This is a genomic window from Nocardia sp. CNS-044 (assembly GCF_059570515.1).
Genome location: NZ_JCANSX010000007.1, coordinates 634,584 through 650,222, shown reverse-complemented (window position 1 = coordinate 650,222; position 15,639 = coordinate 634,584). Strand labels below are relative to the sequence as shown.

Annotated in this window: 9 protein-coding genes; 8 read left to right on the top strand and 1 reads right to left on the bottom strand. The window is 68.8% G+C overall.

Annotation, left to right across the window (positions count from 1 at the left end):
- Positions 1–103: 103 nt before the first annotated feature.
- Positions 104–478 (bottom strand): DUF4345 family protein, encoded by a 375-nt coding sequence (locus tag T333_RS17705; RefSeq protein ID WP_496425128.1) that lies wholly within the window; start codon positions 476–478, stop codon positions 104–106.
- A 209-nt stretch (positions 479–687) separates the two neighbouring features.
- On the opposite strand from T333_RS17705, the gene T333_RS17700 reads away from it, so the two are divergent.
- From T333_RS17700 to T333_RS17665, 8 genes are all read left to right on the top strand, one after another.
- Complete coding sequence (locus T333_RS17700; protein WP_496425127.1) at positions 688–2,730, top strand: bifunctional copper resistance protein CopD/cytochrome c oxidase assembly protein; 2,043 nt, start codon at positions 688–690, stop codon at positions 2,728–2,730.
- Positions 2,731–2,782: 52 nt separating this feature from the next.
- A complete protein-coding gene (locus tag T333_RS17695) occupies positions 2,783–3,757 on the top strand; it encodes a serine/threonine dehydratase (RefSeq protein WP_496425126.1) in 975 nt (324 codons plus the stop codon).
- Between the two features lie 92 nt (positions 3,758–3,849).
- Positions 3,850–6,396 carry a beta-glucosidase family protein gene (locus T333_RS17690; RefSeq protein WP_496425125.1) on the top strand — a complete coding sequence of 849 codons (2,547 nt, stop codon included), beginning with the start codon at positions 3,850–3,852 and terminating at the stop codon, positions 6,394–6,396.
- Between the two features lie 191 nt (positions 6,397–6,587).
- Complete coding sequence (locus tag T333_RS17685; RefSeq protein ID WP_496425124.1) at positions 6,588–7,103, top strand: single-stranded DNA-binding protein; 516 nt, start codon at positions 6,588–6,590, stop codon at positions 7,101–7,103.
- Positions 7,104–7,216: 113 nt separating this feature from the next.
- A complete protein-coding gene (ettA, locus tag T333_RS17680; protein WP_355000897.1) occupies positions 7,217–8,893 on the top strand; it encodes an energy-dependent translational throttle protein EttA in 1,677 nt (558 codons plus the stop codon).
- A 401-nt stretch (positions 8,894–9,294) separates the two neighbouring features.
- Positions 9,295–14,244, top strand: a complete 4,950-nt coding sequence (locus T333_RS17675) for an NAD-glutamate dehydrogenase (RefSeq protein ID WP_357252165.1) — start codon at positions 9,295–9,297, stop codon at positions 14,242–14,244.
- A gap of 214 nt (positions 14,245–14,458) precedes the next feature.
- On the top strand, positions 14,459–14,917 hold the full coding sequence (locus tag T333_RS17670) for an acyl-CoA thioesterase (protein ID WP_496425321.1): 459 nt from the start codon (positions 14,459–14,461) through the stop codon (positions 14,915–14,917).
- A 37-nt stretch (positions 14,918–14,954) separates the two neighbouring features.
- A complete protein-coding gene (locus T333_RS17665; RefSeq protein WP_355000895.1) occupies positions 14,955–15,620 on the top strand; it encodes a DUF8185 domain-containing protein in 666 nt (221 codons plus the stop codon).
- Positions 15,621–15,639 lie beyond the last annotated feature (19 nt).

Below are 15,639 nucleotides of genomic sequence, written 5' to 3'. Positions count from 1 at the left end.
AGCGGTTTCCACCATGGCCGACATTGGCCGTGCTGTCCAGCACGGAAATTATAGCGACCGTCCAGGAAACTAGATTCTTAGCGTCAGCAACATTCCGTCTACCTCAGTCGAGCAGGACAGCGATGCCGAGCAGGGTGGCCAAGGTCACTTCGACGACGAAGTAGAACCACACCGGATAGAAGGCGGACGCGCGTCCCGTGAAGGAGGACCAGATCCGGCCGAACGCCATTCCGCCCAGCGCCGCGGCCACCGCGACGCACACGCCGAATCTGAGGTCGCCGATATCGGCGGCGGCCAAACCGAGGACCGCCGCCACGGCGACGCCGAAGCCGCCGTAGACCGCGCGCACCTCGGCGTGCGCGTCGGCCCGATCGGCGAGCAAGCCGACGGTGTCGGCCAACTGGCTCGGGCGAAACAGTCCGTAAACGCCCATGGCGGCGAAGAACAGCGCCACGACGGCAATCAGCACGACCGACATCTCACCTCCGTGATCCGCGCCTACCTTATACGCGCTTCGCGGCGCGGGCCGTACGAAATTCGCGTCGGTGGTTCGTCGACTCGGAGAACGCGTCGTGATCTTCGCCGGGCAGGGATACGAGAAGCGAGCGTCGCCGGGCGGCGCCCGGCGACGCACGCGAGCATGGCCGGAGCGAACCCGGGGGTACGCACCCAACTACGCTGAGTCGTATGCCGTCACCGCAGGACCCGACCCTCGCACCCGCTGCGCCGGACGTCCCGCGGGCGGACGCGGCGCGCGGTTTCGCCGCCGTGACCGTGTTCGCGGGAGGCATCGCGGCCGTCGTCGCGGCGCTGGTGGTCGGTCTCTCGGCGGCGCAGGCGTTGAGTCTGCTCGGCATTCCGGATCCGGGTCCGCTGACCACCTACGGTCTGCCCGCGCTCCGCGCGCTGGCCGATCTGTTCGCGGCGCTGACCGTCGGCTCGCTGCTGTTCACCGCGTTCCTGGTACCGCCGCAGTCCGACGGACTGCTGGACGTGGGCGGGTATCGCGCGCTGCGCCGGGCCTCGAATTTCGCGGTGATCTGGGCGTGTTGCGCCGCGCTGCTCGTCCCGCTGACGGTGTCGGACACGACGGGTCAGCCCGCCAGCGACATCTGGCGTCCGGAAGAGCTGTGGCGCGCCATCGCGCAGGTGGAGCTGGCCGAGGCATGGCGTACCACGGTGGTGTTCGCGCTGATCGTCGCGATCGGCTGCCGGGTCGCGCTGCGCTGGGGTTGGACGCCGCTGCTGTTCGGCGGCGCGATCGTCACCATGATGCCGCTCGCGCTGACCGGCCACTCGTCCTCGGGCGGCTCGCACGACGTCGCGACCAACAGCCTCATCCTGCACCTGGTGTCGGCGGCGGTCTGGGTGGGCGGCCTGTTCGCCGTCCTGGCGCACGCGCTGCGCTCGGGTGCGCACACCGATGTCGCGGTCCGCCGGTTCTCGTTCATGGCGACCATCGCGTTCGTGGTGATCGGCGTCAGCGGAGTGATCAATTCGTGGGTGCGTGTGCCGTTCGACGAGCTGTTCACCAGCACCTACGGGCGGCTGGTTCTCGCGAAAGCGGCGGCGTTGCTCGTGCTCGGCGTTATCGGCTGGTTCCAGCGCCGCGCGACCGTGCCAGCACTGGCGGCGAACCCGCGCGATCGCGGCGCGCTGCTGCGTTTCGGCGCGATCGAGGCGCTGGTCTTCGCGGCCACCGTGGGTCTGGCTGTCGGTCTGGGCCGCACCCCGCCGCCGCCCCCCGAGACGGTGCCGACGCCCGCCGAGGTCGAACTCGGCTACGACCTCGCGGGCCCGCCGACGGTCGCGCGGCTGCTGTTCGACTGGCGCTTCGACCTGATCTTCGGCACGGCGGCGATCGTGCTCGCAGTGGTGTATTTGCTCGGTGTGCGGCGGTTGCGCAACCGCGGCGATGCGTGGCCGGTCGGCCGGACCATCGCGTGGCTGTCGGCCTGCGCGCTACTGCTGCTCGCGACGTCGTCGGGGGTCGGGCGGTATTCGCCCGCGGTGTTCAGCGTGCACATGGGGCAGCACATGGCGTTGTCCATGCTCGCGCCGATTCTGTTCGCGCTCGGCGGCGCGGTGACCCTGGCGCTGCGGGCGCTGCCGCCCGCCGGACGCACCGGCGTGCCGGGGCCGCGCGAATGGATTCTGGCCGCCGTGCACAATCCGGTGTCCCGGTTCCTGACCCACCCGATCGTGGCGTCGGTGATCTTCGTCGCCGGCTTCTACGCGCTGTACATGGGCGGCATCTACGACACCTTCGTCGACTCGCACGCCGCGCACCTGCTGATGAACATCCACTTCCTGCTCAGCGGCTACCTGTTCTACTGGGTGGTGATCGGCATCGATCCGAAACCGCGCCAGGCGGAACCGCTCACCAAACTGGGCATGGTGTTCGGCTCGCTGCCGTTCCACGCGTTCTTCGGCGTCGCGCTGATGAGCATGACGACGGTCATGGGCGGCTGGTTCTTCCGCAGCCTCGACCTGGGCTGGAACAGCGACCTGCTCGGCGATCAGCGCACCGGCGGTAGCCTGGCCTGGGCGAGCGGTGAGGTGCCGTTGGTCGTGGTGATGCTGGCGCTGCTCATCCAGTGGTCGCGCAGCGACGAACGGACTGCCAAGCGCATCGACCGGGCCGCCGACCGCGACCACGACGCGGAGCTGGCCGCCCACAACGCCATGTTCGCCGAACTGGCGAAACGTGACGGAGAGGTACGCAAGTGAATGAGGCCGCGCCGCCGGGTCCGACCCGGCTGTGCGACCGCGGAGTGCGGTCTTGACAGGTAGTAACGACAGGGGCGCGGCCGTGGTGGCCGAACACTGCCGACGGGTGTATCGCTCCGATGTGCGCGCCGCGCGCCGTCGGACGGTGGGGCGGATCAGGAAGACGCCCGTCTTCCACACTTCGGTGGCCGGTCCGACCGGTCCGGTGCCGGTCACGTTGAAGCTCGAATACCTCCAGCACGGCGGCACTTTCAAGGTCCGAGGCACGCTCAACGCGCTGCTCACCTCGACCGCGCGGACCGATCAGGTGGTCATCGCCTCCGCGGGCAACGCGGGCATCGCCGCCGCGCTGGCCGCCGCCTGGCTCGGCAAGGCGTGCACGGTGGTGGTGCCGGAATCCGCGCCGCACACCAAGGTGGCGGCGATGTGGTCACACGGCGCCGAAGTGCTCTGGTACGGAACGACTTACGCGGAAGCGGCCCGGCACGCCACCGAGCTGGCGGCCGAACGCGGCGCGTTGCAGTTGCACGCCTATGACCTGCCCGCCGTGGTCGCCGGCGCCGGAGTAGTCGGCCTGGAACTCGAAGACCAGGTGCGCGGCAAGCCGCCGGTGCTGGTCGCGGTCGGCGGCGGCGGGCTCGTCGCGGGCATCGCCGCGGCGCTCGGTCGTCGTCAGCAGGTGGTGGGCGTCGAGCCGGTCGGCCTGCCCGCGCTGCACTCGGCGTTGCTCGCCAATCGAACGGTCGACGTCGGCGGGCCCGGTGCCGGCTTGGACATGCTCGGCGCGACCCGGGTCGGTGAGATCGCCCTCGACATCGCGCGGCGCTACAACGTGCCCTCGCTGCTGGTCACCGAGGAGGCGATCACCGCGGCCCGCGAGTACCTGTGGCGCGAATTCCGGATCGTCGTCGAGCTGGCGGGCGCCAGCGCGCTGGCCGCGATCCAGAGCGGCGCGTACACGCCCGCGCCGGGGGAGCGGCCGGTCGTCGTGCTCTGCGGCGCCAACACCGACCTCGGCGCGCTCTGATCCGCCTTTTCGAGGTCGGCCGCCCGGGCGGCGCCGACGCGTAGATTGTCGGCAGACGCGGGACCCGGCCGACGATCCGAGGAGGAGCGCTGATGCTCGACACGGTGGACGAAGCCCTGCGCGCGCTGGTCGGCGCGCTGAATCTGGAGCAGAAGGTGCGGCTGCTGACCGGCGCCGACATCTGGTCGACCGTGGCGGAGCCCGCGATCGGGCTGCGGCCGATGATGCTCTCCGACGGACCTTCGGGCGTGCGCGGCTCGGTCTGGGACGAGCGCGACCCGTCGCTCAACCTGCCCTCGGCGACCGCGCTCGCGGCGACCTGGGATCTCGGCATGGCCCGCCGCTACGGCGCCGCGTCGGCCGCCGAGGCCAAGCGCAAGGGCGTCGATGTGGTGCTCGGCCCGACGATCAACCTGCATCGAAGTCCCCTGGGCGGCAGGCACTTCGAGGCGTACTCCGAAGATCCCTTGCTGACGGGCGAATTGGCGGCGGCTTATGTCCGCTCGGTGCAGGAGCACGGCATCGCCGCCACGCCGAAACACTACGTGGCCAACGACTTCGAGACCGAGCGCTACACCGCCGACGTCGAGCTGGACGACCGCGCGCTGCGCGAGCTGTATCTCGCGCCGTTCGAAGCGGCGGTGCGCGCGGGCGCGTGGCTGGTGATGTCGGCGTACAACTCCGTCCGCGGCGTCACGATGACGGAGAATCCGCTGCTGACGACGCCGTTGCGCACCGAGTGGGGTTTCGACGGCGTCGTGGTGTCGGACTGGGTGGCGGTGCGCAGCACCGAGGCCTCGGCGAAGGCGGACCAGGACTTGGTGATGCCGGGCCCTATGGGCCCCTGGGGCTCGCGACTGGTTGGGGCGGTGCGGTCCGGAGCGGTGCCGGAGGCCGCGATCGATGCCAAGGTGCTGCGTCTGCTGCGGCTGGCCCAGCGCGTCGGCGCGCTGGATCTTTCGGATACCGCTCTGCGCGACAACGGTTTCGACACCGCCGCGATGGCGTCGCACGGGCACGTCGCGGTGCGCGAACCCATTGCGCCGGAACCGGAAACGAATGGTAAAGCCGCGGCCGACATCTCCGATCGCGAGTGCAGAGAACTCGCTCGCGAAGTCGCGGCGGCCGGGATGGTGCTGTTGCGCAACAGCGGTGAATTGCCTTGGCCGGGTTCAGGTCCCGGTTCCCTCGCGGTGATCGGCGAGGCGGCCATCTGGCCACGCACGCAGGGCGGCGGCAGCGCGACGGTGGTTCCCGCCGAGATGATCAGCCCGGTGGACGGCCTGCGCGCCGCGCTGCCCGACGCGTCCATCACGGTGCATCCCGGCGTACCGGTCCAGACCGGTATCCATCCGCTCCCGCTGGCGTCCATGACCGATCCGCAGACCGGCGAACCCGGGTTGCGCGCTCGCTTCCTCGACGCCGACGGTAACGAGCTGCTGAGCGAGCTGCGCCGCGCTGCGCAGCTTGTCTACCTGGGCACGGTGCCCGCGGGCTCGGCAACGCTGGTGCTGAGCACCGAGTACCGGCCCGGCGCCGACGAGGCCGCGGCGGTGCGGCTGGGTGTCGCCGGGGTGGGCCGGATACGGATGGAGATCGACGGCGCCGCGGTCATCGACAGGGAACTCGGCGGCAGTGGTGACGCGCTGGGCGCCGCGCTGCTCACCCCGGATGTCGCGTCGGTGCCGGTAGCCGCCGACGGCTCGGGACCGATCTCGATCACGGTGCGCCAGCAACTCGGAAACGACGGCGCCGCATTGGGTCTGGTCGCGATCACGGTGGGCACCGAAGCCGCGCACACCGACCCCGCGGACGCGATCGCCGACGCCGCGGCGCTGGCGGCGGCCGCCGATGCCGCCGTCGTCGTGGTCGGGACCAGCTCGCAGACCGAGAGCGAGGGCTTCGACCGCACCACCCTCGCGCTGCCCGGCGCGCAGGACGACCTCGTGCGCGCGGTGGCGCACGCCAACCCGCGCACCGTGGTGGTGGTGAATTCGGGCGGACCGGTGCTGCTGCCCTGGCGCGACGAGGTCTCCGCGCTGCTGCTGACCTGGTTCGGCGGCCAGGAGATCGGCCACGCGCTGGCCGACGTGCTGCTCGGGCGGGCCGAACCCGGCGGCAGGCTACCCACCACCTGGCCCGCCACCGAGGCCGACGTGCCCGTGCTCTCGACCACGCCGGTGGACGGCGTGCTGCGCTACACCGAAGGCATCCACATCGGCTACCGCGCTTGGCTGCGCGCCGGCGTGACACCGGCCTATCCGTTCGGGCACGGACTCGGCTACAGCACTTGGGAACTCGCTGATCTCACGGTGTCGGCTCCGGCGGCGGACGGGGCGGTGGCGGTGTCGCTCACCGCGCGCAACACCGGTGCGCGGGCGGGGAAGCAGGTGGTTCAGGTGTATCTCGCCCGTCCCGAATCCGTGGTCGAGCGGCCGGTGCGGTGGCTTGCGGGGTTCGCGACCGTGTTCGCGGAGGCGGGAGCGGCGGTTCCGGTGCGAATCACTCTGCCGAGGAGGGCTTTCGAGCATTGGAATGGGGGTTGGCGGACCGAGCCGGGTGAGTTCGCGGTGTCCGTCGGGACGAGTGTGGTCGAGTTGCCGTTGAGTGGGTCCGCGGTGGTGGGCGCGGGCGGGTAGGGCCTGTGCGATGGGGTTGGCGTGGTGCGAAGCGGCGGGTGTCCACATGTGGCGGAGCGGGTTGTCCACAGGCGCGAAACAGGGGGTTCCTTCGCACCCGGTGCGGGGGCGAGGCTGGAGAGGCCCTCGCTCGGCGGGGAGGAGACACCCGGAGCGTCCGGCCCGGGTCCGATAGGTGAAGGGGCGAAATCATGTACGAAGCGATGGCGACGGTGGTCGGCACGGTGGTGACCCACCCGGTCAAGCGGGACCTGAGCAACGGCGAACAGGTGCTCACCTTCCGGATGGCGAGCAACTCGCGCAGGCTGGACGTCGCGACCGGGGAATGGGTGGACAACGGGACTTTGTTCCTCACCGTGTCCTGCTGGCGGCGGCTGGTCCGCGGTGTGGACGCGTCGGTGCGGCGGGGCGACCCGGTGCTCGTCTACGGGCAGCTGCGCTCACACGAGTACCGGACCAAGGAGGGCGTCGAGCGGCGCGACCTGGAGATGCGGGCCACCGCGGTGGGCCCCGATCTGTCCCGCTGTACGGCGCAAGTGAGCCGGCGATCGGAGACCGGCGGCGGGCCCAGCGCCTTGATGCGGAATACTTGTCTCGGATCCAGCGCTGAAAATCGTGCACGCGTCGGCGAGGAATTGGGGGACAGTGCCGCGACCGTGGCTTCCGTACCTTCCGGAAGTGCCGCACCCGAGCCCGTCGACGCCTGATCCCGCCCGCAGAACGTCGGGCGCGAGCACGGTGAATCCGGCGCGAGGATGCGCGCGTGCCGTGAATGGCTCTGCTTCGTTCCACTGTTCCCGAGACCGATAGGCTTCCGCATATGGCTGAGTTCATCTACCAAATGAAGAAGGTTCGCAAGGCGCACGGCGACAAAGTCGTGCTCGACGATGTCACCTTGAACTTCCTTCCCGGCGCCAAGATCGGCGTCGTCGGCCCCAACGGCGCCGGTAAATCCAGCGTGCTGAAGATCATGGCCGGACTGGACCAGCCCAACAACGGCGACGCGTTCCTCGCGCCGGGCGCGACGGTCGGCATCCTTCAGCAGGAGCCGCCGTTGAACGAGGAGAAGACCGTTCGCGGCAACGTCGAGGAGGGCCTCGGCGACGTCAAGGTGAAGCTCGATCGCTTCAACGAGATCGCCGAGCTCATGGCCACCGACTACTCCGACGAGCTCATGGAGGAAATGGGCAAGCTGCAGGAGTACCTGGACCACGCCGACGCGTGGGACGTGGACTCCCAGCTCGAGCAGGCCATGGACGCGCTGCGCTGCCCGCCGCCGGACGAGCCGGTCACCAACCTCTCCGGTGGTGAGCGTCGCCGTGTCGCGCTGTGCAAGCTGCTGCTGAGCAAGCCCGATCTGCTGCTGCTCGACGAGCCGACCAACCACCTCGACGCCGAGTCGGTGCTATGGCTCGAACAGCACCTGGCCCAGTACCAGGGCGCGGTGCTGGCCGTCACCCACGACCGGTACTTCCTGGACAACGTCGCGGGCTGGATCCTCGAGCTCGACCGCGGTCGCGCCTACCCCTACGAGGGCAACTACTCCACCTACCTGGAGAAGAAGGCCGAGCGCCTCGAGGTGCAGGGCAAGAAGGACCAGAAGCTGCAGAAGCGGCTGAAGGAAGAACTCGCGTGGGTGCGTTCCGGCGCCAAGGCCCGCCAGGCCAAGAACAAGGCTCGCCTCGGCAGGTACGAGGAGATGGCGGCCGAGGCCGAGAAGATGCGGAAGTTGGACTTCGAGGAGATCCAGATTCCGCATGGTCCTCGCCTGGGCAATGTGGTCGTCGAGGTCTCGCACCTGGACAAGGGCTTCGGCGAGCGCCAGCTCATCAAGGATCTGTCGTTCACCTTGCCGCGCAACGGCATTGTCGGTGTCATCGGTCCGAACGGTGTCGGTAAGACCACCCTGTTCAAGACCATCGTCGGACTCGAGCAGCCCGACAGCGGTGAGGTGAAGGTCGGCGAGACGGTCAAGCTCAGCTACGTCGACCAGAACCGCGCGGGCATCGACCCGACGAAGAACGTGTGGCAGGTGGTCTCCGAGGGCCTGGACTTCATCCAGGTCGGCAACCAGGAGATGCCCTCGCGCGCGTACGTGAGCGCGTTCGGCTTCAAGGGCCCGGACCAGCAGAAGCCTGCCGGTGTGCTCTCCGGTGGTGAGCGCAACCGCCTGAACCTGGCGATGACCCTGAAGCAGGGCGGCAACCTGATCCTGCTCGACGAGCCGACCAACGACCTCGACGTGGAAACCCTCGGTTCGCTGGAGAACGCGCTGGAACAGTTCCCCGGTTGCGCCGTGGTCATCTCCCACGACCGCTGGTTCCTGGACCGCACCTGCACGCACATTCTGGCGTGGGAGGGCGATTCGGACAACGAGGCCAAGTGGTTCTGGTTCGAGGGCAACTTCGAAGCGTACGAGGCCAACAAGATCGAGCGCCTCGGTCCGGAGGCGGCCCGTCCGCACCGGGTGACGCACCGCAAGCTCACCCGCGACTGAGCAATACCCGCCGACGGGGCGATCGCCGCGCGCATCGCCCCGTCGCAAGGCCGCTTCGCCGAAGGAATTGCGGAGACACACCCGCGGGCGGTCGCTCCATCGAAGGAAATACGGTCGGCCCTATCTCAGCCTCAAAACTGGCTAAGGTGGGAACCGTGCATGCGCAGGCGCTGTCCGGACAATGGGTCCTTCCCACCGCGATCGCGTCTACGTGACGTTTGCCGGTCCGATCGGGTGCTGTGCCGAGAGATCGACGACCTCGGCAATTCATCGGCGAACGCACGGTATAGGTGAACACCCTGTATTTGGAAGGGAATTCACCTCCGCGTCAGCACGGCACAGCTACCCTCGGACCGGCGTCACTTTGTTGCGGAACCGAATCCGAGGGAGTTGGCGAAAAAATGACGGTCTCGTCCGAATTGTCCAGTGCGGCGTGGGCCGCGAGTTTGCCGCAGTCGCTGCGCGGTGACCTCGCGACCCTCGAAGAGGCGTATTTCCGCCACGTCGACGCGGGCGATGTGGACTGTGCGATCACGGGTATCACCCAGATCTTTCGGCGGCACCTGGAATTGGCGATGACGCGCCAGACCGGTCGCGCCCTGGTCCGGATCTATCACCCGGACGACGGTTCGGGGTTGGGCGCCGCGGTCCAGGTCGTGACCGACGACATGCCGCTGCTGGTCGAATCGATCACCTCGTCGCTGAGCCGGATCGGAGTGAGCGTCAGCGAGGTCATCCATCCGATCTTCGAGATCGAGCGCGACGACGAGGGACGGCTGACCAGAGCGGTGCCGCACGAGGTCGACGCCAATGGGTCGATGGCGCTGCGCGAGTCTTGGATGCACCTGCAATTGCACCCTTCCACCAGCCGCGCCCAGCTCGAGCGCATCGAACACGCCATGCCGGACGTGATCGCCGACGTGCGGCAGGTCATCGGCGACACCGAGGCCATCAAACAAGTCCAGAGCGAGCTGGCCGCCCATTTGGAACTGGCGGCGAAAACCGGCGCCGCGCCGTTCTCCGCGACCGAACTGACCGACTGCGCCAATCTGCTTCGCTGGCTGGGCCAGGGCAATTTCACGGTGCTCGGATTCGCCCGCTATCGCCTGAGTACCGAGGGCGACAAATCCGTGTCGAATCCGCTGCCCGGCACCTGCCTCGGCGTGCTGCGTCCGGATGTCGGCACCGACTTCCACGTACCGGTCAACGGCGCCGATCGCCCGTTGCTGATGCTGACCCAGGGTCTGGTACCCGCCACCGTGCACCGTTCGGTGTACCCCTACTTCGTCGGCGTCGCCGATTTCGACGAGTTCGGCGCGATCATCGGCGAGCACCTGTTCATCGGCGTCTTCACCGTGACGGCGGTGCACGAGAACGTCCTCGACATCCCGGTGATCGGCCGCCAGGTGCGCTCGGTGATCGAGGAGAGCGGGTTCGACCTGGACTCCTTCTCCGGCCAGGCGATGCTCGAGGTCATCCAGTCGTTCCCGCGCACCGAACTGTTCTCCTCCGACACCGAGACCATGCGTCGCACCGCCCTCGCCGTGCTCAATGTCGGCCTGCGCCGCCAGGTTCGCCTGTTCATGCGGCTGGACACCTACGGCCGGTTCGTGGCCTGCCTGGTCTACCTGCCGCGCGATCGCTACACCACTCGGGTGCGGCTGGAGATGCAGGACATCCTGGTTCGCGAACTGGGCGGCGTCTCCATCGACTACTCCGCACGGGTGAGCGAAAGCGAGCTCGCCAGTGTGTATTTCACGGTGCGGATGCCCGACGTCCAGTTCACCGCGCCGCCCGTGTCCGGCGAGGCGCCCGCCGTCGTCGACACCTCCGAAGCCAACCGGTTGCGCATCCAGCGACTGCTCGCCGAGGCGAGCAACACCTGGGACGACCACCTCAACGACGAAGTGAGCACTTCGACAGTGCTCGATCCCGCCCTGGTGCAGCGCTACGCCGCCGCTTTCCCCGAGGGATACAAGCAGGACTTCAGCCCGGGCCGCGCCCTGCGCGACATCGGCAGGCTGGAGCGTCTGGCCGAGGGCGCGATCGCCCAGCATCTCTACCGCAAGCCGGAGTCGGCGCCCGGCTCGTGGCGCTTCACGCTCTACATCGGCGGCACCGGCGTCTCGCTGAGTCAAGTGCTTCCGGTGCTGCAAAGCCTCGGCGTCGAGGTGGTCGACGAGCGGCCCTACCAGATCCAGCTGGACCCGGCCACGCCCGGCGGCCCGAGCGTGGAGCGCTGGATCTACGACTTCGGTCTGCTGGCCCGCCCCGAGCTGCTGCGCAGTTCACTGGACCGCGATCTGGACGCCGAACTGCTGGAGTCCCCGGCGCGGGCCGACGCGCTCGAGGCCGAGGTGCGTGGCCTGCGGGAACGCTTCACCGACGCCTTCGAGGCGGTCTGGTACGACCGTGCCGAGGCCGACGGTCTCAACGAGCTGGTGCTGCGCGCGCGGCTGCCGTGGCGTGCCGTGTCGATCCTGCGCACCTACGCGAAATACCTTCAGCAGGCCGGCTTCCCGTACAGCCAGGCCAATATCTCCAGGGTGCTGCTGACCTATCCGGATGTGGCGCGGTTGTTCGTCGACCTGTTCACCGCGCGGTTCGATCCGGACACCGTCTCGGCCGAGCGGGCCGGCGAACTGGACGCCGCGCTGCGCGCCCGTATCGACGAGGTGGTGAGCCTGGACGCGGACCGCATCCTGCGGGCCATCCTCGGCCTCGTCAAGGCGACGTTGCGCACCAACTACTACGTGACCGACGGCGAAGGCAGGTCGCGCGACTTCCTCTCGATGAAGGTCGAGCCGCGCGAAATCATCGAATTGCCCAAGCCGAGGCCGCAATTCGAGATCTTCGTGTACTCGCCGCGGGTCGAGGGCGTGCACCTGCGCTTCGGTCCGGTCGCGCGCGGCGGCTTGCGCTGGTCGGACCGTTTGGAGGACTTCCGCACCGAGATCCTCGGTCTGGTGAAGGCGCAGGCGGTGAAGAACGCGGTGATCGTCCCGGTCGGCGCCAAGGGCGGATTCGTGGTGAAGCGTCCGCCCGCCTCGACCGGCGATCCGGTCGCCGACCGGCAGGCGCTGGGCGCGGAGGGCGTCGCCTGCTACCGCACCTTCATCTCCGGTCTGCTCGATCTCACCGACAACGTCGACCTGGCCACCGGCCGGGTGCTGCCGCCCGCGCGGGTGGTCCGCCGCGACGGCGACGACACCTACCTGGTGGTCGCCGCCGACAAGGGCACCGCGACGTTCTCCGACATCGCCAACGACGTGGCCCAGAGCTACGGATTCTGGCTCGGTGACGCGTTCGCCTCCGGCGGCTCCGCGGGCTACGACCACAAGGCCATGGGCATCACGGCCAAGGGCGCGTGGGAAAGCGTGAAGCGGCACTTCCGCGAGATGGACATCGATACCCAGACCGAGGACTTCACCGTCGTCGGCATCGGCGACATGAGCGGCGACGTCTTCGGCAACGGCATGCTGCTCTCCGAGCACATCCGCTTGGTCGCGGCCTTCGACCACCGGCACATCTTCCTCGATCCGAATCCGGACGCCGCCCGCTCCTTCCGCGAGCGGCAGCGCATGTTCGCACTGCCGCGGTCCTCCTGGGCCGATTACGACACCTCGCTGATCAGCGCGGGCGGCGGCGTGTGGGATCGCACGGTGAAGTCCGTGCCGATCAGCCCGCAGGCGCGAGCCGCGCTCGGCCTCGGCGAGAACGTGGAATCCCTCTCGCCACCGGAACTCGTGCGTGCGATCCTGCTCGCGCCGGCGCAGCTGCTGTGGAACGGCGGCATCGGCACCTACATCAAGGCGAGCACCGAGTCCAACGCCGATGTCGGCGACAAGTCCAACGATCCGGTGCGCGTCAACGGAAACCAGTTGCGGGTCAGGGTGATCGGCGAGGGCGGCAACCTCGGCGCCACCGCGCTCGGCCGCATCGAGTTCACCCGCAACGGCGGCAAGATGAACACCGACGCGCTGGACAACTCCGCGGGCGTGGACTGCTCCGACCACGAGGTCAACATCAAGGTCCTGCTCGACGGCGTGGTCAGCAGCGGTCTGCTGTCCGAGGAGGAGCGCAACCCGTTGCTCGCCTCGATGACCGACGAGGTCGCCAGAATGGTGTTGCGCGACAACGTGTCCCAGAACTTCCTCATGGGCATGTCGCGTTTCGAGGCGCCGCGCATGATGAACGTCAACATGCGGCTCATCGACGAGCTCGAACAGCGGCGTGGCTTGGACCGCGAACTCGAGGCGTTGCCCTCCGACGTCGAGATGAAGCGCCGGCAGGAGGACGGCGCGGGCCTGTGCTCACCGGAACTGGCCAATCTCATGGCGCACGTGAAGCTTTCGCTCAAGGCCGACCTGCTCGACTCCGATCTGCCGGACATGGCCTACTTCGCGGCCCGCCTGCCGGAGTACTTCCCGACGCCGCTGCGGACCCGCTTCGGCAGCGCCATCAAGAAGCACCGGCTGCGCCGGGAGATCGTCACCACGATGATCGCCAACGAGATGGTCGACTACGGCGGGATCAGCTACGCGTTCCGGCTGATCGAGGAGGTGGGCGCGACGGCCGCCGACGCGGTGCGCGCCTTCGCCGCGACCACCGAGATCTTCGACCTGCATTCCATGTGGGCGCGGATCCGTTCGGCCGACATTCCCATCTCCGTGCGTGACGAACTGGAGCTGGAGACCAAACGCACCCTGGACCGCGCCTCGCGATGGCTGCTCAGCAACCGCCCGCAGCCGATCGCCGTCGGCGCCGAGATCAACCGGTACAGCCGGGGCGTGCGCGAGCTGGCCTCGAAGGTCCCCGGTTGGCTGCGCGGCCACCACGTGGCGACGCTGACCGATCAGTCCGCGGAGTTGATCGCGCGCGGCGCGCCGACCGATCTGGCCACCGAGGTGTTCGGCCTGCTGACACTGTTCCCGCTGCTCGACGTGCTCGACATCGCCGACATCACCGACCGCGACGGCGAGGAGGTCGGCGCGCTGTACTACGCGCTGAACGACCACCTCAAGATCGATTGGTTGCTCCAGGCGGTGAGTCACCTGGAGCGCGGCGACCGGTGGCACGCGCTGGCCAGGCTGGCGCTGCGCGACGACATGTACGGTTCGCTGCGCTCGCTCACCCTGGACGTGCTCTCCGCCGGTGAGCCGGAGGAGACCGCCGACGAGAAGATCGCCTACTGGGAGTCGAAGAACCAGTCCAGGCTGGGCCGCGCGCGGGCGGCGCTTTCGGAACTGTTCGAGTCCGGCGCCCACGACTTGGCGACGCTGTCCGTCGCGGCACGGCAGGTGCGCAGCATGGTCAGTGGTGTCGGCGCGCAATCGGAGGTGCCTCGCTGACGGGCGGCCGCCCCCGACAGGACCCCTCGGGCCGACATTGCGATACTGGACCGCGAAGATCGGTCTCGATCCGGGTGCGTCCCGGATCGCAGTGTCGGCGTAGTCGGATTTTTCAGACCCACGATCTCGCCTCGTCTGCCTGTTGCGACGCCGCAGCGTGTGCGTCCTGGTGGGTGACTGGGCGTCCCCCGGAGGTACCACAGTGACGAATTCGTTGAACGGTGACGGGAAGGGTCGCGGAAGTTCCGTGCTGCTGCCCAAGCGTTTTCACGCCAAGGTCGAGATCCGGTGGTCCGACATGGACGTGTTCCAGCACGTCAACCACGCCAGGATGGTGACCTTGCTGGAAGAGGCGCGTATCCCGTGGCTGTTCGAGGAAGGCCGCCCGACCTCCTCGCTGCGGTCCGGCTGTGTGCTGGCGGACCTGCGCGTGCGCTACCGCGGGCAGCTGCGCCACGAGGACACCCCGCTCGATATCGCGATGTGGATCGAGCAGTTGCGCGCGGTCGATTTCACGGTCGGCTACGAGGTGCGGGCCAACGGCGCGGCGCCCGACTCGCCGCCCGCCGTGCTCGCCACCACCCAGCTCGCGGCGTTCGACATCGATACCCAGCGGTTGCGCCGCCTGACCGAGCCGGAGCGCGAGTACCTGGCCGGGTGGATGGACAAGTGACCGCGACGCGATCGCCGGTGACGACAGAACGGTTGTGATGACAGAGCAGCGCGTGCTGCACGTTTCCGACCCGGCCGAACGTGAGAACCTCGCCACGTTCCTGAGCAGGGCGGTCCGGCTGGACCAAGCCGCGGTGGTGCGCCTGCGCCGCCGCGGTGAGCGCTACGTATCGGCTTGGGTCGCGACGGGTTTCGAAGCGCTCGCGGTGCGGACGGTGATCGCCGAACTCGGCGTCGACGACGTCACCGTCGGCGCCGACCTGGTGCTGGCCGGACTCGCCTCGGGTAGCCCGATCGACCTGGGTTACTCGATGGACTCGGCTTGGCGTAGCGCGCTGCCGCCCATCGACGGATTCGCGCACGTCGACGATGTGCCCGCCCGTACCCTCGTCGAATTGGCCGAGCGTGGAGCGGAATTGGCCAAGGAACACGGCAGCCAGCACGGCCCGCCCGCCTCGCTGCTCGACCAGACCGTACTCACCGTCTCGGCCGCCGACACCCGGGTGGAGGTGCCGATGCGCGTCGTCTTCGCCCTCACCGCAATGGATTTCATCCCGCACTCCGGTGAGAAGGCCGAGGCTCGCCGCATCCCGGCCGCCGAGATCGTGCGCGTCCGCGCCACCGCCACCTGGCTGCGCCTCGACGCCCGCTACGGTTCGGTCGCCCGCCGCCGCGCGGGCAGCATCCCGCTGCTGCCGAACTGATCGCCCGCAGCCGACGAAC